Annotated in this window: 15 protein-coding genes; 13 read left to right on the forward strand and 2 right to left on the reverse strand. The window is 50.0% G+C overall.

Annotation, left to right across the window (positions count from 1 at the left end; translation table 11 throughout):
- The 4 genes from QUA42_RS09815 to tilS all read left to right on the forward strand — a co-directional run.
- Positions 1 to 1,600: CHAT domain-containing protein (locus QUA42_RS09815; protein ID WP_333137126.1), on the forward strand; the 1,600-nt coding region annotated here is incomplete at its 5' end.
- Between the two features lie 144 nt (positions 1,601 to 1,744).
- Positions 1,745 to 2,815 (forward strand): c-type cytochrome biogenesis protein CcsB, encoded by a 1,071-nt coding sequence (ccsB, locus tag QUA42_RS09820; RefSeq protein ID WP_333137127.1) that lies wholly within the window; start codon positions 1,745 to 1,747, stop codon positions 2,813 to 2,815.
- Between the two features lie 271 nt (positions 2,816 to 3,086).
- Positions 3,087 to 3,512 (forward strand): KGK domain-containing protein, encoded by a 426-nt coding sequence (locus QUA42_RS09825; RefSeq protein WP_333137128.1) that lies wholly within the window; start codon positions 3,087 to 3,089, stop codon positions 3,510 to 3,512.
- A 127-nt stretch (positions 3,513 to 3,639) separates the two neighbouring features.
- Complete coding sequence (tilS, locus tag QUA42_RS09830) at positions 3,640 to 4,785, forward strand: tRNA lysidine(34) synthetase TilS (RefSeq protein WP_333137129.1); 1,146 nt, start codon at positions 3,640 to 3,642, stop codon at positions 4,783 to 4,785.
- Here the strand turns inward: tilS and hmpF are convergent.
- Positions 4,782 to 6,527: a pilus motility taxis protein HmpF gene (hmpF, locus tag QUA42_RS09835; protein ID WP_333137130.1), complete on the reverse strand. Its 1,746-nt coding sequence runs from the start codon at positions 6,525 to 6,527 to the stop codon at positions 4,782 to 4,784. The genes tilS and hmpF overlap by 4 nt on opposite strands.
- Positions 6,528 to 7,509: 982 nt before the next feature.
- On the opposite strand from hmpF, the gene QUA42_RS09840 reads away from it, so the two are divergent.
- The 9 genes from QUA42_RS09840 to QUA42_RS09875 all read left to right on the forward strand — a co-directional run bounded on the left by QUA42_RS09840 (position 7,510) and on the right by QUA42_RS09875 (position 21,673).
- Complete coding sequence (locus tag QUA42_RS09840; RefSeq protein WP_333137131.1) at positions 7,510 to 7,935, forward strand: hypothetical protein; 426 nt, start codon at positions 7,510 to 7,512, stop codon at positions 7,933 to 7,935.
- 220 nt (positions 7,936 to 8,155) lie between these two features.
- A complete protein-coding gene (locus tag QUA42_RS09845) occupies positions 8,156 to 9,394 on the forward strand; it encodes a response regulator (protein WP_333137132.1) in 1,239 nt (412 codons plus the stop codon).
- A gap of 489 nt (positions 9,395 to 9,883) precedes the next feature.
- Positions 9,884 to 10,069, forward strand: coding sequence for a hypothetical protein (locus tag QUA42_RS09850; RefSeq protein WP_333137133.1), 186 nt, complete (start codon positions 9,884 to 9,886; stop codon positions 10,067 to 10,069).
- Between the two features lie 22 nt (positions 10,070 to 10,091).
- Positions 10,092 to 10,625, forward strand: coding sequence for a chemotaxis protein CheW (locus QUA42_RS09855; protein ID WP_333137193.1), 534 nt, complete (start codon positions 10,092 to 10,094; stop codon positions 10,623 to 10,625).
- Positions 10,626 to 10,772: 147 nt separating this feature from the next.
- Positions 10,773 to 13,865: a methyl-accepting chemotaxis protein gene (locus QUA42_RS09860; RefSeq protein WP_333137134.1), complete on the forward strand. Its 3,093-nt coding sequence runs from the start codon at positions 10,773 to 10,775 to the stop codon at positions 13,863 to 13,865.
- 57 nt (positions 13,866 to 13,922) lie between these two features.
- Positions 13,923 to 14,675 carry an HNH endonuclease gene (locus QUA42_RS09865; RefSeq protein ID WP_333137135.1) on the forward strand — a complete coding sequence of 251 codons (753 nt, stop codon included), beginning with the start codon at positions 13,923 to 13,925 and terminating at the stop codon, positions 14,673 to 14,675.
- A 22-nt stretch (positions 14,676 to 14,697) separates the two neighbouring features.
- Complete coding sequence (locus QUA42_RS27700; protein WP_445301302.1) at positions 14,698 to 14,823, forward strand: helix-turn-helix domain-containing protein; 126 nt, start codon at positions 14,698 to 14,700, stop codon at positions 14,821 to 14,823.
- Between the two features lie 51 nt (positions 14,824 to 14,874).
- Complete coding sequence (locus QUA42_RS09870) at positions 14,875 to 20,187, forward strand: response regulator (RefSeq protein ID WP_333137136.1); 5,313 nt, start codon at positions 14,875 to 14,877, stop codon at positions 20,185 to 20,187.
- A 148-nt stretch (positions 20,188 to 20,335) separates the two neighbouring features.
- On the forward strand, positions 20,336 to 21,673 hold the full coding sequence (locus QUA42_RS09875) for a Rid family detoxifying hydrolase (RefSeq protein WP_333137137.1): 1,338 nt from the start codon (positions 20,336 to 20,338) through the stop codon (positions 21,671 to 21,673).
- Between the two features lie 359 nt (positions 21,674 to 22,032).
- Here QUA42_RS09875 and QUA42_RS09880 read toward each other — a convergent pair whose 3' ends face one another.
- Positions 22,033 to 24,186, reverse strand: coding sequence for a polyribonucleotide nucleotidyltransferase (locus QUA42_RS09880; protein WP_333137138.1), 2,154 nt, complete (start codon positions 24,184 to 24,186; stop codon positions 22,033 to 22,035).
- Positions 24,187 to 24,465 lie beyond the last annotated feature (279 nt).

A 24,465-nucleotide genomic window follows, 5' to 3' on the forward strand; every position in this document is an offset into this window, starting at 1 on the left:
ACCAACACCGATAATTACTCAAAATCCAGCGCCAGTCCCAAATGTGCCACCAACACCGATAATTACTCAAAATCCAGCGCCAGTCCCAAATGTGCCACCAACACCGATAATTACTCAAAATCCAGTGGTTGCGCCTGCTGCTGCGCCGATAAATCTCGCACCGATACCGACACCGGAGATCGCAGCCAACCAGCCACCCAGCACAAATCGTTTATTTTCTCCCAGCTTGCAAGAGCAAAACCAGATATCTAATTCCTTGCAACAGCGCAATTCACCTCCCGCGTCTCCGACTCTTGACGCTTCCAAGTTGCCCACCAACCTCGGCGCCATTATTTTTCCCGTCGAGGAGAGATTTACTAGCGAGTTTGTCGATTACCTAAGTTTGCCATCAACAACTGCGATCGCCACCCTAGAAGATGCCCAAAATACCCTTCGCAGTGTCCAACAAGCCACAGGCATCAAACCAGCTCTCATTTATATCAGCTTTGTACCCAGGGGTTCTACAGTCGCTCGGCCTTACAGCAGTTCGCCCATCTTGCGCGTAGAACAGCAAATTCAAGCCTCTGACGAACTGGAAATGATGATGATCACCCCCGAAGGTGTGCCCGTTCGCCAGCGCGTCCCCGGAACCTCTCGCGCCCAGGTAATGGAAGCTGTTCGGAAATTTCGCGATGAACTGACTAATCCGGTAAAGCGCAACACTAAAAGTTATTTGCCCTTGGCTCAGCAACTCTACCAGTGGATGGTAGCGCCGCTCGAAGCAGAACTGCAAGCCAAAGGCATTGAGAATTTATCTTTTATCTCAGATATAGGGTTGCGATCGATACCGATGGGCGCCCTGCACGACGGCAAAGGCTTTCTGGTAGAGCGTTACAGTGTGGGCTCAATGCCGAGTCTGAGTTTGACGGATACCAGCGCCGCCAATTTCAAAAATACCCAAGTTCTGGCCATGGGGGCGTCGCAATTTCCAGATATGAGTCCTTTACCTGCGGTGGAAATAGAAGTATCGACAATCACGCCACAGCAGTGGCCGGGTAAGTCTTTCTTGAATGAAGCTTTCACCCTGGCCAATTTGAAATCGCAGCGCCAGCAGCAGCCTTTTGGGATGATTCACTTGGCTACTCACGCCGAATTTCGATCGGGAGATCCCAGCGAATCCTTTATTCAGTTGTGGGATACTAAATTGCGTTTGGATCAGTTGCGGCAAATGAATTGGCACAGCCCGCAAGTTGAAATGTTAGTTTTGAGCGCTTGCAGAACTGCTGTGGGCGATCGAGAAGCCGAGTTGGGCTTTGGCGGGTTAGCCGTGCAAGCAGGGGTTAAATCGGCTATGGCGACTCTCTGGTATGTCAGCGACGAGGGCAGTTTGGGATTGATGTCGGAGTTTTACGCGCAGTTAAAAACTGCTCCGATTAAAGCAGAAGCGCTGCGGCAAGCGCAATTAGCGATGTTGCGCCAAGAAGTGCGAATTGAAGGGGGGATGCTGCACACTTCTGGTGGGAATCTGCCGGTACCTCCGGAATTGGCAAACGTGCGGAGTCAGAATTTCTCTCATCCTTATTATTGGTCTGCTTTTAGAATGATTGGCAATCCTTGGTAAGTCGATCGCCCACTCGCACATAAACAACTGCCAATAACTCATAATTGCCACAAAAATTCAAAATCCCAAACCCAAAACTGCCCAACCCCAGTACGATCGATCTAGTTAGCAAAAATAAGTAAAAACACTACCGGAGTAATTTTTATGGATCTGGTCGTACTCCAGAACTGGCTGGACAACATCTCCTTTGCCGTTTTGTTCTCCACAATGCTCATTTACTGGGTTGGCGCAGCATTCCCCGGCATTCCCTATCTGTCGGCCCTAGGCACCGCAGGAATGGCCGTCGCCAACCTATCCATCGCCGCTTTACTCGGTTCTCGATGGATAGAAGCCGGCTACTTCCCCTTAAGCAATCTCTACGAATCCCTATTTTTCCTAGTTTGGGGAATCACCGCCATCCACCTAGTCGCGGAAAACATGAGCCGTTCCCGCTTAGTTGGAGTAGCCACATCCCCCGTAGCAATGGCAATATCCGCCTTTGCAGCCCTGACTCTGCCCGCAACCATGCAATCTGCAGAGCCCCTAGTACCCGCCCTCAAATCAAACTGGCTGATGATGCACGTTAGCGTCATGATGCTTAGTTACTCAACTTTAATGGTAGGAGCGTTACTGGCGATCGCCTTTTTAATCGTCACCCGCGGCCAAAAAATCGAACTTACCGGCAGTTCCTTCGGCACCAACAGCAACCGCAACGGCAACTACCGCCTCCAACGCCCTCAAAACCCCGAACCTCAAATTGCAGAAACCAGCGCCGACAGCGCATTAGCTTTCAGCGAACCCTCTTTCAACTCCAACAATAACGGTTTGGGCACCACCGCAGTGCTCGAATTAGCAACCGTTCAAACCCCATCAACCGCCCCAACTCAAACCGCAGAACTTCTCTCGCCCCAGCGGTTGAATCTAGCAGAAACTCTTGATAACATTAGCTATCGCATCATCGGTTTAGGATTCCCCTTACTGACAGTTGGCATTATTGCCGGTGCGGTTTGGGCTAACGAAGCTTGGGGATCGTACTGGAGTTGGGACCCGAAAGAAACTTGGGCGCTAATTACTTGGTTGGTATTTGCTGCCTACCTGCACGCCCGCATTACTCGTGGCTGGCAGGGAAGACGCCCAGCAATTTTAGCAGCCACAGGTTTTGTGGTAGTTTGGATTTGCTATCTAGGCGTTAATCTGTTAGGCAAAGGTTTGCATTCCTACGGTTGGTTTTTCTAATTCCTGATTCACCAATGGGCCACAGAAGAACAGGATAAGTCAAAGAATCGGGATTAATATCATCTCCGGTTGTAGGGTGGGCAATTCCCACCTTACTCTACCAGCGAAATTCTAATAATTAACTCCCTCTTCCTTCTTCCCTTTTTTTACCCGAGCGCGAAATCGAAGGACCTTCTTCCTTTCTATAACTTCGCTCTTCCTGACATCTGTTACATCCGTTACAAAATCCGTTGCCGAACTTCCTTCATTCATTAAAATAAGGACAATTAATATGGACGAATCGCCAATATTTCCCCAAGAAGACGATGTTGTGTCTGCCCCTACCAGCGCTTTGATGTATCAATGTACATTCAAAGTCAGCGAATTTATGGCGATTATGCAGTCAAAATTGGTAGACGAAAAATTATTTTCACAGGGTCTGGATTGCGAGCTATTAAGTGCTGGCAAAGACTGGACTAAAGGAAAACTTAGAATGCGTCTGGAGTTCATTCCGCTCGAACCTGAAATCAAAGAACAAAAAGCCCTTCCTGCCGCTGCGGAAAGATCAGACACCGTGCAAAACTACGCCGTAGATAGCTCTAATCAAACCGATATAGATGAGCCATTAAATCAATGTGACTCAACAGAAATAAGTAATCATTTTCCTATTTCTAGGTATCCAGACCGCGACCCCCAAAGTATAGGAATGTGGAGCTAGGAAGGCAAAGACTGAGAGATTGGGAGAGGGGGATGCTTCCCCTTCTTTGCTCAAAATTCATCGGTTAAATCCCGTACACTGCTCGTTGTCTAACTTCCTTATTTTTGCTTAATGAAAAACTGCTCTCATGGCTGAATCTTCCAATTGGACGCACCTGCACGCTCAAGTTCACAGGACGCTGCTGTACCGACAAATATTGCCATCGAATCAGCGCTTGCTAGTAGCAGTATCCGGCGGACAAGATTCTCTGTGTTTAATTAAATTACTGCTAGATTTGCAGCCAAAATGGGGGTGGAACCTAGCTATTGTTCACTGCGATCATCGTTGGCGCTCTGACTCGCAAGCGTCGGCCAATCATGTAGAACAATTAGCTAGAAACTGGGGAATCTCCTACTATTTGGAAACAGCCTCGGACATCCCCAAAACAGAAGCAGCCGCCAGAAAGTGGCGATATCAAGCTTTAACCGAAATTGCGATCGCCCACAACTACCCCTACATTGTTACAGGCCACACAGCCAGCGATCGCGCCGAAACACTCCTCTACAACCTGATTCGCGGCAGTGGCGCCGACGGACTTTCTGCCCTCACCTGGAGCCGGCCCCTGCTCGATTTTCGATTGCCGATTTTAGATTTTGGATTAAGGAATGCCGGCGAAAATCCCAACTCCCAAATATCTGCCGATTTTAGATGGGCAAATCTGGATGAAAATTCCCAATCGAAAATCCAAAATCTAAAATCTAAAATCTATTTAGTTCGTCCCTTGCTGGAAATAACTCGCTCGCAAACAGGTCAATTTTGTCAAGAGCAAAAACTACCAATTTGGGAAGATTCCACAAATCAAGACTTGCAATATAGTCGCAACCGGATTCGATCGGAATTATTGCCTTATTTGGAAACTCATTTCAATCCAAAAGCCCAACAAGCGCTAGCTCAAACAGCCGAACTCCTCCGCGCCGACGTAGAATATCTCGAACTTGCAGCCAGCGACTTGCTACAGCGAGCAATGTCTCCCATTGCAGACAGCCCGCAGGTGAATTTTCAACTTCCCGTGAAGTTAAATCGCCCGATTTTGCGGGAAGCACCCCTGGCCTTGCAGCGACGGGCAATGCGACAACTACTGCAACAAATATTGCCCTCGGCGCCCAGTTTTGAAAGCGTAGAAAAACTAACCAGCTTAATCGTAGCGCCCAACCGATCGCAAACCGATCCATTTCCTGGAGGAGCGATCGGTCGAGTCGAACACCCTTCGATAATTTTAGATATTAAATTTTAAGCTGTTATCAAACCCGAAAGGACTTGCCGCAACTCGGAAACTACCCGATCTTGTTCCTCTCCCGTCTCCTGCACGCGATCGAGTTCCCCCGCCACCGCTTCCAGCTTTTGGCGTAGCGCATTCAAATTGTCCTGCACCGGCTGCAACATTTCTTGATAAACATTCAGCCTGCCCCAGAGTTGCGCCACTGCACCTTTCTGGTTGAACAAATTCTGCTCTAACTGCTTGAGTTCGTAGCGTTTCGCCTCACTTTCCCCATTTTGGCGGTTGACATTTGCCTCAATTTGGGATATGCCTTCCCGCACCTGCTGAATTTCGTTTTCCAATCTTTGCAATTCTTGGCTTTGCTGCTGGCGCTGAGTATTGAGCTGTGCGACAATCGGTCCCAAATCAATATCTCCTCGCTCTTGTTTTGAAGCATTAGCAGTACCCAGCCGCCGCCACAGCACCGCCTGATGCTGCTTTAAAACATCTTCCCGTTCCTGCAACCGGAGGCGCTGTCCCACCAGAGTTTCGTTTAACATCTGATAACTTTCGAGTTCATCTGCCATTTCATTTTCCAAAGCCATGCGATCGTACTCGCTAGCAGCTTGAATTTTCCCTTGCAGCTCCTCGATTGTCTCCCGCTGCAGAGTCAACTCCTCCTCTTGATCGTTAACAAACCGGAACACCTTTTCCAAATCCTGTTGCAGGTGTTGCACCAGCCCCTGTAACTCATCAACAGGCATCTTCTCCAAAGCTGACACATCTACTTTCTGCTCCGTACCCGCAGCACCCGAAGCAGATGCGAGCCTGGAAACTTGCTGGTAAAGATCCTCAACAGCCCGCACCTGCAAAGACACCGACTGAGCCTGATCCTGCTTAGCGCTGAGGGTACTTTGCTGCCCTTTAAGCTCCGCCCGAGCCCCGGCCAAAGCATCTTGAGATTGGTACCACTCTTGCCAGCGGTTTTGGAGGCTCTGATTTTGTTGATCGACCTCTTCTTGTTGCTGTTGAGCTATACTCTGTTTTTGCTCCAACTGCTGCCAGTGCTGATCCAGAATTGCCTGCTGAGCGCCCACCGCACCAAAAGACTGATTCAGTTGTTCCCGCACCCCTTGGGCAGAAGCAATCGCCCCTCCCAACTTCTGCATCAACTCCTGAATCCTTTGGGTCTGCTGCTCATCAACTACTGCCCCCTGCGGAACCTCAGACTGCTGCTGGGCCACCCGTTGCTGCTCGCCCCGCAACTGTTCCCAAGCCGTCTCAATTTCCACGCGGCTGCGATCGACTTCTTCTCGCAGTCGGTTAGCTTCATCTCGAGTATTTTCAATTTCTGAGCGCTGAGCCTCCAGTCGCTCCAACTCCTCTTCCATTTGAGCCAACTGCTCTTCGCGGGCTTGCATTTCCATTTCCCGGCGATTGAGTTCCTGACTCGAAAAAGTCAGAGAAGCCTTCCACTGTTCAATTTCCTCTTCCTTATCCTTAAACTTATCCTGCAATCGCGAGAAATTTTGCAGAATGCTCACCAACTGGCGGGCCGCCTCCTGAATCCGCTGCACTTGCTTGCTAGCGCTCAACTCAACCAGCACCAGCGTGCCGTCGTTAAACTTATTAGCTTCCTCAACTGGGATCGCGTCATCGCCTGGTACGGCGCTCCAGTTATGTTCGCCTCGCTGACAAGCTAGCAGTTTCAGCTCAGCCTTACCGCCACCGAGACCAAAGCCGCTTCTCTGTTTTTGTACTTCCGCTAGATACAGCACACTAATAGTCCTCTGCTTCGTAAAACCTCTTCCAACTTACTTTAAGTTACTTAAAGGCCTAAAAGATAAGTGGTGTTTACTTCCTACGCTGTTGGGTAGACGGCTAATTCCAACATAAGTAGGCTATCCCCCTTAAGCCAAAGGTTCTGGACTAAAGATAACACTGCGTGTGATTTTTAGTCAACTTACCTAAAGTAAACAAGTATAGGCAAGTAAGGATAACTTTTTGCCACTTAAGTCTTACTTTTTGGTATCGTTTGCCCAATCGGGGGATAGCATTTTTTTCTAACTTTAGCAGCACTCACGCATAGCACGTTCTCACGGGAGAACTTCCATAAAGTACGGCCGCCGCCAGTTGTCTGGAGGAATGAGACAGCAGTACCCATGCCGCTTGATTAAAGACTAGCTCTCACTGCGGAGACTGCCATAGCCCAAACATGAAAAAGGTCAGTCCTTGAACCTCCCCACATCTAAAGCCGGGGATTCTTGCCCACCTTTAAGACGACAACGGGACATTCAAATATCCCTCTACTGACTCAAAGAACTTTACTTATCCCGCAGCGCATACTTGCTGAGTCCTTCATATTTTTAAGGTTGAACGTGACCTATGCTGCAATTATTTGCCCTTTAACTATTCCGAATTAATCGGATTAGTGCGTTACCGGGGTTGCTCGCCCTCTAGGATATTTCAATGGGTTGAAAATTATTCTTACTCTGGCGAATTGCTCTGTGCCGATTATACCACTCTGGTTTTAGCAACACAATCGTTTCACGAGACTTAAAAGTCCCTACCGACTGAGCCCCAGGCCTAAATCCCCATGTCCTTAGCCCAGGGCTGACCTCTGGCGTTTCGATAAAAAACTTTCTATTGATTCCACAACTTAGTTAGGGGTCGATCTTGAGAAAAGCCCTCGCTGCCCCCAAGCCGGCGCCCTCCTCTGGCGGACTAGGGATTTGAGCCGCGCTGCCTTAGAATAGGGTAATGACGCGAGCCTATGACGCTCGCCGCGGGCGAGCAAAAAGGTCGATCGGCACTGAGGGTTTTCCTGACAATTGCCAACAAAGGTTCATTTTGACTGCACCTGATTTTAGGGCTGTGGCAAACCCAAAAAAAACCTTGATCGCAACTCATCCAACCCAACAGACTAGCCTCAAGGTCCCATCGGGGCTTGATCGGCACTTGCTGCTGGTAGCAGCGGTAAAACCAGAGAATCCTCGGTATTTTGAAGTTGACCTACGCCAAGATGTGCTGGAGAAACTGACGGCATACTCAGCCAAAAACTTCAAAACTTTGGCTATCGAAGACTTGAACCAGTCGGGAATGCCAGCGTTGCACACTCGAAGAACCCCTGCAATCGTGCAATGTGGATTCTACGAGTTTAGGCAACGCCGTGGGAATACAAGGTGAAACTCTACACTTAGAGAATGCCGCTAGTTTGGCGGTTTCAGCTTGTGGACTGGTAGCGCGGCCCAGGAGCGACAGCAAGTATCGCCCTTTCGTCAATTCCCAATTGTGAGATCGGCATCAGCGCGTAAATTATTGACGGAAACTAAAGTCAATCTTTTCGCCAGCACACAGTCTTTCCGAGCTCAGACGCCAACGGTTTTAAGGAGGACACTTTAGCTGCATGCAGGGAAATTTGAGTGAAATAGACATCCGCAGCATCCTGCAATTGATTGAGTTAGGTCAGCGAACCGGAGAACTGTTCGTAGAGGCCTACACCTCCACCGGCAGCAGCACGGGTACTCAACCTACCCTGCGCTCCCTTGCAGGACAATCCTGGTATGTCTTCTGCTTCAACGGTCAGATTATTTACGCTACCCAGAGTGCGGGCAGTTTGTTTCGGTTGCGCGACTACCTGCGCCGCTACAAAGCAGATACCGCCCTCGACAAAATCCAAGTTCCCTATATGGCATCTACCAATGCCCCAGAATACGGCTACCTATGGGCCCTGCTAGAAAACCACATCCTCACCCCAGCTCAAGGGCGCAACATCATCCAGAGCATGATCCACGAAACCCTATTTGACTTGCTCAGTCTCCACCAGGGTTCCTTCACTTTTGAAATGGGCCCAGCTTTGGCTCCTCAACTGACAAGCTTAGAAATTAGCTCGCTGCTGGCCAAGATTGTCAAACAGGTGCAGCAGTGGAAGCAGTTTCACCCTCACATTCAGTCGCCCAACCAATGCCCGGTGATTTCAGACCCCTCCGAGCTGCGAGTCGCGTTGCCTGTCAATACCTTTAATACTCTCAGACGCTGGGCCGACGGGCACACTTCGATCCGCCAAATGGCGCGCTACCTCAACCGAGACGTGCTCACTGTCGCTAAGGCGATTTACCCCTTTGTGCAGCAGGGATTGGTGCAAGTATTTTACGAACCCTCTGTTGCCCCCACCAACAACAAAAAAGAATGGTCGTCCCCAGAAACCAAGGTTCCTAGAGTTGTCTGTATTGACGATGACAATACTATTCGCAAAACAGTCGAGTCAATTTTAAATGAACACGGTTACGAAGCTACTACGATCGGCAATCCCCTCCAAGCCCTGAGTTTGGTGTTTCCACTCAAACCCGATTTAATTCTGTGTGACATCGCCATGCCGGAACTCGACGGCTACGAAATTTGCGCTATGCTGCGTAGTTCTAGCGCTTTCCGGCAGACGCCGATCGTGATGCTGACGGGCATCGACGGATTTATCGACCGTGTTAAAGCCCGCATGGCTGGAGCTACAGACTTTTACACGAAACCTTTTGGTGAAAGCGAGTTATTGATGCTGGTAGAAAAATATGTGGGCCCGGGCTACCCTCAGATCAATCTCTCGGAAAGATTATTAGACCGCTCGCTAGAAGACCAATTAGAAGAAAAATAACTTTCGCACCGATGCCATGATGGCAGCTTTTTTGTACCTGCGGTTAAATCAAGTCTCGGCCGCCACAAAGAGAAAGCTGGGGGTACTATTGGCGATCGCACCATAAACTAGAATGTATAAATCCGCGCGCTGGCATAAGGGCGTCGGTAAAACTCTGTTCAATTTCTAGGCCCAAGTGGGTCTAACACGCTCAAAGTGCAAATATAATATACTTGTTCTCCACTTGCAGCCGCTCCGAAAAACTGATGCACAGAGCTACTTATTGCTAGGTATTTCTGTACAAAGTCAGAGAGTGCAATTGTCAGTCTTAAGTGACTCCGTTCATGATTGTCGCGACACCAGCCAGGTCAACAACTCCTCGCTAATCCGAGTATCGGTTTAGCATTGATCGCAGAAATTACCCAGAGTTTTACCAATTGAGACGGCGGTGGGAGTACAAAGTGAAGCTTTAGGGGTTTCAAATTAATTGTTCGTAGTCGATTGGAGCTAATGTGCCAGCAAAGGTCGCGCGAATTTATTGATGGCAGTCAATTATTGACGGAGCAAATTTATTGCCAAGGATCTCAGGCAGTCGCGCCATTCACCCCTTGGCTGTGTCAAGCTTGGCTGTGTCAAGTTTCGACCATCGAAGTTCGATCGGGTTATTCTTGGCGGGAAACCTCAACAATTTGCTAGAAATGCAGGTGTCAGAATTATGATTAGCGGTAGCCCAGACTTTATATTACCAGGACTAGGGGTAGATCCGGCTCCGGAATTCCAAGAACTAGAAACTCCCGAAGGTGAGCTGCACCTGCGGTTCTACGTTCCTTCGGGGAACGAGTTCGCACTGCCAGCGACAGGGATTAGAGAGGTACTATCCCCGTCTCCAGACCGCATGACACCGATCCCCAACGTTTCCTCTCTGCTTTTAGGTACGCTAAATATGAGAGGACGAGTGATTTGGGTGGCAGACCTCGGCCAATTTCTGGGAGACCAAACCCCTCTGAACACAGATAGACCCGAAATCCCGATCGTGGCTGTGGAAGACCAAGACACGATTTTGGGGCTAGCAGTCGATCGAATTGTGGGGATGGACTGGCTCGACGTAGAGCAACTGCACTCTCAGAACAATGCACCAGACGGCATGATTCCATTTCTGAGGGGAGAATGGATGTTAGGTGCACCAACTCAGAAAGTGCTCCGACTGCTAGATCAAGTGAAAATTCTGCGCTCGGCGCGGTGGGCAGCGTGAAATCGATTTTAGATTTGCGATTTGCGATTTTCGATTGAGGTCTAACCATCAACAGTCACACGACTTGAGGCGCGCATCTAAACATTCTATTCAAGATAAAAATCTAAAATCTCAAATCTAAAATCTAAAATCCAAAGAGGGCGGCAAATGGCAACAAGTACCAACTTTCAGCAGGACTACCAACGGGCAGAAGCGGCCTACATGGATGGCAATTATTCAGAAGCCGCAGCCCTAGTTTATCAATTAGTAGAAGATTTTCCCGAAGACCCCAGCGCTCGCCTGCTGTGCGGACACATTTACTGCTACGGACTGCAACAGTATGAGGTGGCGCGGGAACAGTACACGGTTGTGCTAGGCCTGAGTGACGACCCGAGTTTGGTGGAACACGCTCACAACGGAATTACCTACACAGACCAATTTTTATCTGGAGAACTGCAAACGGAAAATTTCGAGGCTTTGTCTGCTGAAACTGAATTAGAATTCTATCCAGACTTATCTCTTGATGAAGGGTTAGAAGACCCGGATTTGGGACTTTTCCAAGGAAATTCACCCTCCCTTTCCTATAGAAGTCAATCCCCAGACGACATGGAAAACGAGGACTTGGCCGACTTGGGCATGAGTGGCTTGGGGTGGGAAGCAGAAGACGACGATCGCGCAGGCTCAGTCCCAGATTTAGCCTCACATTCTAACCCCTTTGGTGGCGACAGCGGCGGCATGGCAGCTTATGCTGAGAACTCCGACTCGCTAGACATAGACGAGTTTGCCGACTCGGACTTTGGAGACCCTTTTGCCTTAGATGATGGAGGGTTTGATGCTGCTGACGTGTCTAGCAGCAAAGTGTCTGGGAAAAGCGCACCTTACTCAGGAGAGTCGTTTTCAGAAGCTCCGACTCAGATGCTCAACGGTCAAAGTTTTGCCTCTTCAGAAATCGGGAATTCCTTCGACTCGAACCAACTAGACTCCCCCCTCGGGCCCTCGGACAATTTTGGCGAACCTTTTGCTGCGCTCGATTTGCCAGACGAATTCGACGATAACTCGGACTACGACTACCAATCCCCGCCCCCGAGTGGCCAAAATTACGGTAATAACGCACCTCTGGCAGAAGAGGAAGACCCCTTTGCCGAGGCGATGCCCTCGTCGGGTTTTGGGTCTTCTAGACCTCAAAACAAACAGCCGAATAACGGGTCGGACTACTCCTCAAACTATTCGCTGGCGGAAGACGAAACGCTGTTGATGGGAGGTGCGGTTCCCAACTCTCAAAGTCAAAGGTCGAGCCGGGGACAATTTAATTCAGTCGATCAGGCTTCCGCCAACAGCAACGGTTACAGCGACTCGGAACCCCCAGCATTTAGCTCTAGAGACAACTTCGAGTTAGATGCTTTTGATGATGATGCTTTTAGCGATTCTTTCTCTTTCGACGAAAACGAACAAGCGACAGCTTTCGGGGCGTCCGACAAGAACGACAGCGCCTGGTCGTCAAAAACTGGGAACGCTCAAGAACACAGCGACTTTTTAGACGAATTTGACGAATTTGACGATTTGGGGAATTTGCCGGACTTTGATATCTCAGAAGATGCCACCAGTTCGATCTTGACTAGAGGTAACACCAATTTCGGCAACTCGACCAGCGGCATGATGGGAACGACTGGCAGCAGCCTGGACTTTGACAACAGCGATGGCTCAGCAATTCGGGATGACGAGATATTTAGCATAAGCGGCCCGGCTGATGCGTCTGTGCCGAGTTTTGCTCCCACAGAAACAGAAGCGGTCGATACTTCGGTCACGGTAGAACAGGGGGGACTGGCTTTCTTGGAAAATGCCCCTTTGTTTACAAAACAGTTGTACACGGCAATCGGGGCGGGACTGGTTTCTCTGGTAGCTGTGGCTTTCGTCACCAACATTGCCTCCTATCAAGCTCTGCGGCAAGACAAACCCGAGGCGATCGTTTACCTGCGCCAAACAGGCTGGGTAATGACCGCAGCCGCAGGCTTTACCAGCTTTTTAACTTCTTGGGGCATCGGCCAGTTGATCGCCAAGCAGGTACGCAAGTCGTCGGACAATTTGCAAGCTCAGTTCGATGCGGTATCTCAAGGAACTTTGGACGCTCGCGCTACGGTTTACTCGGAAGATGAATTTGGCAAAATGGCTGCTAAATTCAACCACATGGCGAAGGTTATCCAAACCACGATTAGCGATACCAGGCGCAAGTCTGACGAGCAGGAACAGGCAAAAGAAGACTTGCAGCGCCAAGTGATTCGCTTGCTAGACGACGTGGAAGGAGCGGCCCGGGGTGACTTGACGGTGACTGCGGAAGTGACCGCAGACGTTTTGGGCGCTGTTGCTGACTCGTTTAACTTGACAATTCAAAATCTGCGCGAAATCGTCCATCAGGTGAAGCAGGCGGCTCGGGAGGTCAGCAAAGGCGCTACGGACAGTGCTAAGTTTGCGGGCGATTTGTCTTCCGATGCGCTCCGGCAAGCTGAGGAACTGGCGGCAACGCTGAATTCCGTGCAAGTCCTCACCGATGCGATTCAGCGGGTCGCAGAGAGCGCTAGAGAGGCGGAAGAAGTGGCCCGGGGCGCGGCGGCAACGGCTCTGAAAGGGGGCGAGGCAGTGGAGCGAACTGTGGCGGGGATTTTAGAAATTCGAGAAACAGTAGCAGAAACCACGAGAAAAGTTAAGCGGCTGGCAGAAGCTTCTCAAGAAATTTCTAAGATTGTGGCTTTAATTGCGACGATCGCCTCCCGGACGAATTTGTTGGCCCTCAACGCCAGTATTGAGGCGGCGAGAGCTGGGGAAGCGGGCAGGGGTTTTGCGATCGTGGCAGACGAGGTGCGACAATTGGCAGACCGATCGGCTAAGTCTTTGAAAGAAATCGAACAGATCGTGATGCAAATTCAAAGCGAAACCGGCGCGGTAATGACGGCCATGGAAGAAGGGACGCAGCAGGTTATTGAGGGGACACGATTGGCAGAACAGGCGAAGCGATCGCTTGAAGATATCATTCAAGTAACTAACCGAATTGACGTGTTAGTGCGATCGATTACTGCCGACACTGTAGAGCAAAACGAAACAGCTCGCGCGGTAGCTTCTGTTATGCAGGCTGTCGAGTTGACTGCTCAGGAAACATCCCAAGAAGCGCAGCGAGTTTCCGGTGCTTTGCAAAACTTGGTAGGCGTTGCTCGCGACCTTTTGACATCGGTGGAAAGATTCCGAGTAGAAACCGCAGAAAGACAATAATTAAGTGTCTAATGCTTGTTTTGCTGGCTGATTTACAAGCACGTTGGTCGGGCAAGGATGGCAGACAAAAAGCAACCTCGCAGTCTTGAAACCACTGCGAGGCTGCTAATTCAACACCTAAATAAAGTAGGAGTTGCACAGATGGAGGATAACAGAGTAGAGGTAATTTACGGCATCTTTGGCGAGATTCAGACGATGAGCTGTATTATCTCTAGCCGAGCAAAAATTAGCAGGGGCTATGCCAATAAAAAGCTTCGCAACGGTGGAGGTAAAACGTTTACTGTCCATCGTTTAGTATTAGAAAACTCATTAGATATGTCGCTAAGACTCCAATACTTTGCTTGCCATACTTGGGAGGTCTGCACCTGCATTAATTCTAACCATTTGTGGCAAGTTTCTCGGCGGGAAAATTTTCAATATCGGTTCAAAAAAGAACATATTAAAGATGTCCCAAGTGCATCTGGGCCGAAACCTCAAAAACAACTGCGAGGTCAAGAAATAATTCCCGGTACTCGAACCCAAATACAGCCGAACCGCTGCAGGATTTGTACCTTGGCTAAAAGAAGTGATGGTGACGCCATTAAAGGTACTAAAATTAATGGCAAAACAAAAAGTTTATACGGTCACAGACTTGTACGGGAACACAAACTGGGAAGACCTGTTAAACCAGGTTATTTTGCGGGTCACAATTGCTACGATCGCGATTGTATCAATCCCGACCATTTGTGGGAAGGAACCCCCGCCGATAACTCCCGCGATGCCAAGCGAAAAAAACCGTTTGCCTTGCGTTCCCGGCTAGATATGTCCTAACCGCAAACTCCAACCCGAACAAGTGCTGGAGATTCGCTATCTTTTAAGTGAGGGCATATCGAAAACAAAAATAGCCAGGACATTTGCGATATCTCGCAGTCAGATTATTCTCTTGGCAAGGGGCGAGATATACAGAGAGCTTCTCTAGAACTACTAACATAGACCCAATACAATAACGCTTAAAATCAGGAATAAAACTATGCTGCCGGAGCAACAACAGAGGATAATGGGCTACTTTATTGAGGAGGCAAAAGACCACCTCAATACGATCGAACAAGGCTTGCTGAATCTGCAAACCACGATCGAAGACCCAGAACTGGTCAACGAAGTATTTAGGGCCGCTCACTCTGTCAAAGGAGGAGCAGCAATGCTGGGGCTGACGAGCATTCAGCAAACAGCTCACCGACTAGAAGATAGTTTTAAAGTTTTAAAAGAGTGCAGCGTTAAAGTAGACCAACAGCTAGAGTCCCTTTTTCTGCGAATTTTTGACACATTGCAAGGGCTGTTAGAGCAACTGTCGGGGCCTTTTGGACTGACAGAAGAATTGGGAGAACAGATGGTTCGAGAATTAGAACCAGTATTTGAAGAGCTCAACGGGCACTTGGGGGGACTCGTTGGACACGGAGAATACCATGCAGACGATAGCTACGCGATGCCAGTACCGGAACAAGTTATGGCGGGGGTGGGAGTGGGGGCGTTTGCCTCATCAAGGAGTTTTCCAGATTCGCGGTCAGTTTACGCACCTGATGCCAGAGCAACAGAAGACAGCGCGCTGCAGCTAGTATTTGACTCGGACGTGCCGGCGAGGATGCGAGAACTCCTGCAAGAGTTCAAACAGCCCGAGGGGCCAGAAAGCAGGCGGCAACTCAAGAACATTTGTCGGAACTTGCTCAGGGCAGGGGAAGAATTTGAACTGCCCTGCTGGATAGAATTGATCCAAGCTGTATCCAAGGCGATCGCCAACCCAGAAAATAACTACCGCACCTTAGCCCCAACGGTGATCAAAGACATCAAACAAGCGCAAGAACTGGTAATTTCTGGTCTAGAATCGTCGATCGCACCAAGCGCAAAACTTATGGCGCTGCAGCCGGCTGTTCTGGTTCCAGAAACAGATTTTGAAGATTTGCTGGCGTTTGCTCAACCGAGTAAATCCGGGAAAAATGTGGTTTCTGTTGAGGATGAGGCCTGGGATCTGGTGGGTTCGGGCGATGCCCCGGATGGGTTGAACAAGTTACTGCCGACTATTTCTGGGCTGAGTATAGACGAGCTGTTCGACCAACTAGACAGCGGCGACAGCAACGATGACAGTGGCATTCGATCGTCCCAGTTCGACGAGGATTCCGCCTTCGCAGAATCGGATATGGAGACGGGTGCTTTTAGAGGCTCGACCCGCACCGGCCCGGAAGTGGGCGCGGCAGAACTCAACACTTTAGCTGACTTGTTTGACGGCGAGTCCCCGGAACTCGACGGCGCTTGGGAAGAAGAAGAAGACCTCGACTATGCACAGTCTTCTGGGATATCGGCGGCGGGAATGCTGGGGTCAGACGATGACAATTCCGGCGATTTTACTGATTTGTTGTTTGACGAATACGATGCCGAAAGTTCCGAAACGAACACGAAGCCTCCGATTGATGACCTGACGAGTTTGTTTGGGGAGGATTTGCTGTTTGGAGAAGAGGCAGAGGGCTCGGCAGTAGCTGCCGGTCAGAAAAATGGGGGTTCGAGCCAGCGGTTAACTCGCAAACAGGTTAAAACGGGTAACGGTAGGGGCGGTTTGGAGCGGCGAGACGACACGGTGGCCCCAGCCAGGGGACAAGCTGAGGAAGATGCTCTCGGTACGCTTTTGGACGAAGTGGCTGCCCAAACTTCTGCTGGTGGTACGGACAATGCTGATTTCGAGAACTTGTTCGGCGATTTAGGCTTATCTGAGGAAACAGGTGGGCCGGCAGTCTCTTCGGAGTATTCCCTGAAGTCTGAGGCTTTAGACGGTGAATCGAAGGAGCCTGCAGCAGGGGGGGGCAATAATGATTCAGCGGATGCCGAAGCGCTTGCTCTGCCTGAAATGGATGATTTCGATTTGTTCTCTGAGCTTGGCGAGGATTCGGATTTGAGCGAGCTGTTGGGGATTACTTCTAATTTCCTTTCTTCAGAAGACGAAGGTGGGGAGAACGGGGGCGATCGAGATCAAGCTGCAGGCACCGCACAAAATGAGGAAATGGGCAACGTTCTTAACATGACATCAAATTCTGATTTAGATATCTCTGCGGATGAAAACTGGCTAGAAGATGCTTTCGGCATGGAAGACGAGTCTGTGCAATCGCTCAACCTGGAGCTGGACGATACGGATTTAGATGCGCTGTTTGGGGATATGACCTCGGACGCGATTTCTGAGGATGAACAGACTGTGCGGGATCGGCAAGGAGTGGCTACTTCCCGAGAAGCTGCCGATTTGGCTGAGCTTTTCGGTTCTGTACCTACGGGTACTGAGTATGACGGAGAAGCTTCGGGGCAAGCTCGTGGGGCTTGGCTGAAGGATGGGGATTCAGAATTGCTGAGTGCGGATGTGGGAGTTGAGGAGGGCGATTTGGGGAGTTTGTTCGAGAACAATGGTGCGGCTGTTTCCGACCAAGGCTTGACAAATTCGGCAGAGGTTGAACTTGGGGCTTTGTCCGATGATCGTCCTGAGTCGGAAATTTCAAATGTCGAATCTGATGAGGGCGCAGCTTTCGATTTCTTGGAGGATATGTTTGGGGAAGGCATGGTGCACCCAGGCGATGCTGGATCGGCGCCAGATGATGGCGCTGCGGATGTGAAGGAGTTGTCTGCCCAACCTGCCGATGGTTTGTTCGACGAGGCGAGTGCGGATTTGTTCGATCGAGCCGCAACAGATGCCACCGGGGAGTCAGAGGGCGAAGATGATTTGTTTAATGCCCTGGAAACGGATTTTTTAAGTGCGGATTTAGAGCCGCTGCCGGCAGAATCTCTCGATGGTATGTTTGAGGGCGATGCTGACTTGCTCTCGGCGATGGAAACCGGGGCTACTCTCAACAACGAAGAGTTGGAGGGTTTTGATGATTTGTTAGATTCCATCGATGCTGAGGTTCTGGTGACTTCGGAACTGACGACGGGCTTTTGGGACGCTGAGGACGAGTCGGGCGAGGCCGATTCCTCGGAGTTGGAAGAGGGGTCGCTGGCAGACTTTTTTGCCGAGGGCGAATCAGGCGATGAGGATGCCGAAGGCAATTTTGACGATTTAGAAGCACTGTTAATTGCAGGGGGTGCTGGAGCTGTCATAGCAGCTTCTGGAAGCACAAATCAGAGTCCGGTAAATACAGAAGTTTTCTCGGATCTCGAAGAACTCCTTAGCGAGAGCGCAACTATGCCGGAAATTCACGGGCTACCGGCGACAACTGCTAGTAAAGCTCCGCGCACTGCTGCCGATGAGAGCGACGACGAATTTGGCGATTTGGAAAAACTGCTGGAAGATCCAAAGGACAGCGGCCGCCAAGGGGAAGGCAATATGGGGCAGTCGGCGATCAACAGACCCAGGCGGAATGCCCGCGCGGGCGGGTTCGGCGACCAGACGATGCGGGTGCCGGTCAAGCAACTGGACAACCTCAGCAATTTGATGGGGGAACTGGTTGTGAACCGCAACAGTTTGGAGCAAGACCAAGAACGGATGCGGCAGTTTTTGGACAATTTGCTGCACCAGGTTGCGCTGCTGAGCGATGTGAGCCAGCGGACTCAGGATTTCTACGAGCGGAGTCTTTTGGAGATTGCTTTGCTGGCAAACCGGCAGGGACACCGATCTGCCTGGCGCTCTGAGGATTCGGCCCACACCCGGGAAAGTGCCTGGAGACCGGAGGAAATGGACAGGTTTACTCCTTTCCACAGTTTGGCTCAAGAGATTATTGAGCTGATCGTGCGGGTGCGGGAGTCGGCAGCGGACATTGAGTTTTTGGTGGATGAGGCGGATCAGGTGACTCGCCAACTGCGACAAGTTACGACTCAACTGCAAGAAGGTTTGACTCGCGCCCGGATGAAGCCGTTTGCGGAGACGACGGACAGACTGTTCCGGGCAGTGCGGGAAATCGCGATTAAGTGCGGCAAGCAGGCTCAGTTGCAGGTTGAGGGTAAGGATATTTTGATCGACAAGATGATTGTGGATCAGCTATATGACCCGATGACTCATTTGGTGAACAATGCGATTACTCACGGGATCGAACCGCCGGAGGTGCGTCTGGCGGCTGGGAAGCCTGCTGTCGGCCGGATTACGATTCGCGCTTTCCACCAAGGGAACCAAACCGTGGTTTCGGTTTCTGATGACGGGGCGGGGATTGACCCGCAACGGGTGAAGGCGAAGGCGATTAAGCAGGGTATGCTGACGGCGGCTCAGGCTCAGAGGATGTCTCGCTCGGAAGTTTACGATTTGCTGTTTATGCCGGGTTTCAGCACTCAGGAACAGGCGACGGAGTACGCCGGCCGGGGGGTCGGTATGAATGTGGTGCAGACTTCCTTGCAGGAAATTCGGGGCACTGTGTCGATTGATTCGACGATCGGCAAGGGGACTGTGTTTACGATCCGTTTGCCTCTGGTGTTGAGTATTTCTAAGGCTCTGACTTGCATTAGCGATCGCGCTCGCATTGCTTTCCCGATGGATGGGGTCGAGGATATGATCGATGTGCCTCGCGATCAGGTGACGACGGGGGCGGATGGTTTGCCTTGCATTGAGTGGCGGGGTCAAAGCTTGCCGTTCCGGCCGCTGCGGGATCTGCTGGCTTACAGCCGCCATTTGGGTCGGGGCAGTGTTTACGGGTTTAATACTGACGATGACATGATTTCGGTGATCGTGCTGCGGTCTGCTGGCAATTTCTTGGCGGTGCAGGTGGATCAGGTTTCGACGGAACAGGAAATTGTGATCAAGCCGTTGGAAGGGCCGGTGCCGAAGCCGATCGGGATTGCTGGGGCCACCGTGCTCGGGGACGGTCGGATCGTGGCGATTGCGGACGTTCTGGAGCTGATCGATTTGGCTACGGGAAGGCTGCGGAAGGACACTGGCGGTACGCTTTGGGATGAGGGCGATCGGGCTGCTGCCGAGGCGGAAATCGAGAAGACTGAGCCGACTGTGCTGATTGTGGATGATTCGATTACGGTGCGATCGCTATTGTCGATTACTTTTGAGAAGTCTGGCTATCGTGTGGAAGAAGCTCGCGACGGTAAGGAAGCTTGGGAAAAGATGAAATCTGGTCTGCCTTGCGATATCGTTTTCTGCGATATTGAGATGCCGAGAATGGATGGTTTGGAACTACTTTCTCGGATGCAGAAGGATGCGGTTTTGTGTGAATTGCCGATCGCGATGCTGACTTCTCGCGGTGCTGACAGACACCGCCAAATGGCTTACAGTTTGGGCGCGAAAGGTTATTTCACTAAGCCTTATTTGGAGGAGCAATTGCTTGATGCTGCTTCTCGGATGTTGAAAGGTGAGGTTGTTGGTGCTCCGGTTGGTGTTTAATGTGTAAATGTGCGTTTATCTCCGGTTAAAAAAGGTAATTTTTTAACCGCAGATAAGAATTGATAGACGCGGATTGACGCAGATAATTTCTAATTTATCTGCGTTAATCCGCGTCTATCTGCCTATATCTGCGGTTAAAAAAGGGAATTTGTTAACCGCAGATGAAAATGGATTGACGCGGATTGACGCAGATTTAGTTCGCGCTTTCGGTTTTGGTGGTAGGCTGGGAAAGTGGGGTGTAGCGGAAGGGCGATCGAGGTTATTTATGGATGCTAAAGAACTTTTAGAAAAATATGCCGCAGGACAGCGCAACTTTCAAAAAGCAGAGTTAAGTGGGGTAGACCTCAAAGATGCAAAGCTGAGTGGAATAGACTTATATAGTGCAAATTTGACGGGAGCTGACTTGAGTGAGGCAATCTTGACCAAGGCAAACCTTGGCAATACAAATCTTAGTAAGGCAAACCTGACAGGAGCAAATTTGAGTGGAGTGCTCGGAGGTGTACAAAACCTGATTTCTGCCAACCTTAGCGGTGCTAACTTAAGCGGAGCGTGCCTCAATAATTCTAAGTTATGGGATGCCAACTTAAAGGAGGCCAACCTTAGCGGTGCTAACTTGAGTAGTGCAAATTTAACTAGAACTTCATTGATTGAGGCAAACCTCAGTAAAGCCACCCTAAGTAGTGCAATCTTGACCCAAGCAGACTTGACTAAAGCTGATTTAAGTCGGGCAGACCTAACTGGTGTGACGCTTCAAAGCGCAAATTTACAGGGAGCTAAACTCCAGTTAACTAAGCTCTCTAAATCTAACTTATCCTGGGCGAATTTGGATGAAGCTTATCTGGTTGGAGCTGATATTCAAGGCACAAATCTCAAAAAATCCAGCCTGCAAGGTGCAAGTCTGGAAGCAGCCAATCTGCAAGGGGCAAACTTGATTAAAGCAAACCTGGATGGAGCCAACCTGAAACAAGCAGAATTGACAGATGCAAACATTTATGCAGTAAGTATTGAGAATGCAGACTTCACTGGTGCTATCATGCCTGATGGAGAAATCTACAATCAAGAAACTTCGGAAAAATTATCCCAAAAAGTGACATCTATGACGCGCAAAATTATTCGTACTGACAAAGCACCCGCACCCGTGGGCCCTTACAATCAAGCCATTGCCGCTACGGGCACTATGCTGTTTGTAGCTGGTCAAATTGCGATCGACATTAGACTAAATGATATTGTCTACACCGACGATGTGGCAAAACAAACCCAACAAGTTATGGCAAATCTCGAAGCCATTCTCACAGAAGCGGGCGCTACTTGGCTGGATGTGGTAAAAACTACGGTTTTCCTCAAAGATATGAATGATTTTGCCGCTGTGAATGCGGTTTATGCGAAATATTTTGATGCGGAAACAGCACCGGCGCGCGCTTGTGTGGAGGTTTCGCGTTTGCCGAAAGATGTGTTAGTAGAGATTGACTGTATTGCTGTGATTTGATTTGAGCTTCTTTGAGAAACCAGGCTTTTTCAATAAGTCTGGTTTCTGGATAGTTTGTTTTTTTTAATATTTATGAGCGATTTAACCGCAGAGGGCGCAGAGGGCGCAGAGGAAGAGGGGAGAGAGATGAATAATTCCAAGGTTTACTTATAGCAACCGCCGAGGGTAAAGTGCGCGACTTTATTAACTTCTACAGCCGATCGCACTTTTGTCGATCTGTCGCTGTCGCGCACCTACTCCCAAATCAATCTGAAACAATCAGATTTAATCTCAATTAGCAATCAGCAATTACTAATCACCAGTTAGCAATTAGCAATTAGCAATTACTCTACAAGTAATTACCAATTACCAACCGTAAACTATTTATTCAGCGCTTCGCGGGCAGCTACCGCTTCGTCGGGATGAATATTCAAGCGGGTCAAATTAATTCGACCTTTATTGTCAATTTCTCGCACTTTGACAATCACTTCATCGTTCACAGCTAACTCGTCTTCCACTTTGCCAACGCGGTAGTCCGCTAACTGCGAAATGTGAATCATGCCTTCTTTTCCGGGCAAAATTTCCACAAAAGCGCCGATCGGAATAATTCGAGTTACGCGGCCGACATACACGTCTCCTGCATTTAACTTGCGCGTCATGCCTTGGACAATGTTGTAAGCCCGCTGAGCTTTTTCGCTGTCGTTGCCGGCAATTGTTACGGTTCCGTCGTCTTCGATGTCAATTTTGACACCGGTTTCTTCGGTGATGGCTTTGATCGTTTTGCCACCTGGCCCAATTACCAAACCGATAAATTCTGGATCGATTTTCAGGGTTAGCAAACGTGGTGCAAACGGCGACATTTCCTTGCGGGGAGTGTCGATGGTTGCCAGCATTCTTTCTAAAATGTGCAGTCTGGCTGGTTTGGCTTGGCGGATGGCGGTGGCAATCACATCTAAGGGCAAACCTTTGATTTTCATGTCCATCTGCAAAGCAGTAATCCCGGTGTCGGTACCAGCTACTTTGAAGTCCATGTCGCCTAAAAAGTCTTCAATTGCCTGAATGTCAGTCAAAATTCGGACTTCATCGCCTTCTTTAATTAAGCCCATTGCCGCGCCGCTGACGGGTTGGGAAAGGGGAACGCCTGCATCCATTAATGCTAGCGTTGAGGCGCAAACTGAACCCATTGAGGTGGAACCGTCGGAAGAAAGGATTTCGGAAACTACGCGAATCACGTAGGGGAAATCTTCTTTGGATGGCAAAACGGGCAGCAAAGCGCGTTCTGCGAGGGCTCCGTGACCGATTTCTCGGCGTCCGGGCGATCGCATCGGCTTGGTTTCTCCTACCGAAAACGGCGGGAAATTGTAGTGATGCAGGTAGCGTTTGTCTTGCTGCGGGTGCAAGTCGTCTCCTAAGTCTTGGGCGTCGCCTGGGGTTCCCAGGGTAGCTGCGGACAAGACTTGGGTTAACCCCCGATTAAACAACGCACAGCCGTGTACTCGCGACGGCAGCACGCCTACGCGACAAGAAACGGGTCGCACCTCGTCTAGCTTGCGGCCGTCTACGCGGATGCCATCTTCGAGGATCTGCTTCCGCATCATTTTTTTGGTAACGTCTTTGAAAACGTTGCCTATCGCCTTGCTGTTGGCGGTGGCGGCTACTTTTACCGGGTCCTCTTCCGGGAGTTCGGCGATCGCAGCTTCGACTGCATTTGCCTTAACTTCGTCCAATGCTGCATTCCGTATTGTTTTGTCTTTTTCAAATCTTGACAAAATGATGCGGATGGGTTCTTGGGCGCGATCGCGAATGAAGGTTTCCAGGGCCGAATCTTGCGATGGCCGTTCCTCTACCACCAAATCGATGCCCAATTCCGCCATAATTTCGCGCTGGGCTTGAATCAAGTCACAGGCTGCTTCATAGCCGAAGTCGATCGCCTCGATGATATCCTGTTCCGGCAATTGGTTGGCGCCGGCTTCTACCATGATTACTCCATCAGGAGAACCAGCTACCACGAGATCCAACTCGCCTTCTTTGATTTCGCTGTAGGTGGGGTTGATGATGAAATCATCTCCTACCAAACCGACTCGTACCGCCGCCATCGGCCCGTAAAACGGCATTTTCGCCAGCAGTATCGCCACCGAAGCCCCCGTCACCGCCAAAACGTCCGGTGGCACTTGTTCGTCCATCGAAACCGTTGTGGCTACAACTTGGATGTCATCTCGCAGCCAGCTTGGAAATAGCGGACGCAGCGGTCGATCGATCAAACGGCCAGTCAAAGTTACTTTTTCTGGGGGACGCCCTTCCCTTCGCAAAAATCCACCGGGAATTTTACCGCCAGCGTAGAGTCTCTCTTCGTAATCCACCAACAGGGGCAGGAAATCAATTCCTTCTCTCCCCTGCGATCGAGTCGCTGTCACCAAAACCGCCGTGTCACCCGACTGAATCAAAACTGCACCGCCTGCTTGAGGCGCTAGTAAACCAATCTTCAGTCTAATATCCCGTCCATCGAAGGATATTGACTTGTCTATCTCTACCATGTAGCACTGCTTCCTTATCTACCACATTCTTTCTCTGTCGGGATCGTAACATTACCACAGGATGTTTGAGAGTCCGACGCCAAAAGACAGGGATAATCGCCTCGCGATCGACTGTCTGCGTCTCAATTGTAAGCATTTATACTGAATTATTATTTTTTGCTGTCTGGGGTCGATTCTCCGATCGATTCTCCGGTCGATCGCCCGCCAAACGCCTTCCATAGATGGTACGATGAATTTTCGTTTGGGAATTGGGACGTTGAAGGAAGAAGGAAGAGGGAT

The organism is Microcoleus sp. Pol11C2 (assembly GCF_036701505.1).
Lineage (GTDB): Bacteria > Cyanobacteriota > Cyanobacteriia > Cyanobacteriales > Microcoleaceae > Microcoleus.